Source organism: Bradyrhizobium sp. 154, from assembly GCF_023073875.1.
GTDB lineage: Bacteria > Pseudomonadota > Alphaproteobacteria > Rhizobiales > Xanthobacteraceae > Bradyrhizobium.
Map to the genome: position 1 here is coordinate 1 of NZ_JADPKG010000106.1, position 1,257 is coordinate 1,257.

The 1,257-nt window shown below is 57.1% G+C and carries 1 protein-coding gene; it reads left to right on the plus strand.

Annotation, left to right across the window (positions count from 1 at the left end):
• Nucleotides 1–1,257: IS4 family transposase (locus IVA92_RS26260; protein ID WP_247534482.1), on the plus strand; the 1,257-nt coding region annotated here is incomplete at both ends.

A 1,257-nucleotide genomic window follows, 5' to 3' on the forward strand; every position in this document is an offset into this window, starting at 1 on the left:
CTGGTGTGCCAGGACTGGGCCAATACCAAGGCTGCGTATCGTTTTTTCTCCAACGACCGGGTCAGTGAGGCGGACATTCTGGCCGGCCACTTTCAATCGACGCGTGAGCGCACGATTGCCACCGACGGACCTATTCTAGTGCTCCACGATACGACCGAGTTCAGTTATCAAAGAGAGAACTCAGACGCGATCGGGATCACCAAGAGCATAAACAGCGGGCGCGACAAGGCGGGCCGCCTGAGGTCGCACACGGTTTGCGGCATCCTGATGCACTCGAGCCTGGCGGTGACAACCGAAGGGCTGCCGCTTGGACTGACGGCGGTCAAATTCTGGACCCGGAAGAAATTCAAGGGGACTGCCGCGCTTAAGAAGAAGATCAATCCGACGCGCATTCCCATCGAGAAGAAGGAGAGCATTCGGTGGCTGGACAATGTCCGTCAATCCACAGAGCTGCTGGGCGATCCGGGACGGTGCATCCATATCGGTGATCGCGAGAGCGACATCTATGAGCTGTTCTGCGCGGCCCGGGAAGCTGGAACGCATTTCGTGATTAGGACTTGCGTTAACCGTTTGGCCGGAGATGGAAATCACACGATCGCCGACGAAATGGACGAGGTTGCCGTCAAAGGACGGCATCGCCTCAACGTCAGAAACAACAACGGCGATCCCGATGAAGCCGTTCTCGAGATCAGATATCGCAAGCTTCGCGTCCTGCCGCCGATCGGAAAGCAGAAGCGCTATCCAGCGCTGACCCTGACGGTGATCCATGCCGAAGAACGCGTGACGCCGAAGAATAGAAAGAAAATCGAGTGGAAGCTGATCACAAATCTACCTGTTAGCTCCCGCACCGACGCCATTGAGAAGCTCGAATGGTATGCTTTGAGATGGAAGATCGAGGTGTTCCACAAGATCCTCAAATCAGGCTGCAAAGCTGAGGAGTCAAAGCTCAGGACCGCCCAGCGTCTGACCAATCTGATCTCGCTCTTTTGCATCCTGAGTTGGCGGGTCTTTTGGATGACGATGCTCAACCGTTCGGCTCCAGACGCGCCGCCAACCCTCGCGTTGACCGCGACTGAAATCGGCGTGCTCGATCGCCTCGTTAACGACAGACCAAAAGCAAGACGGAAAACGCTCTCGCACTATTTGATCAAAGTCGCCCGGCTCGGCGGTTATCTCGCCCGCGCCAGCGATCCGCCACCCGGCAATACCGTCATGTGGCGCGGGCTGTCACGCCTCACCGACATAGCGCTAGGTGTC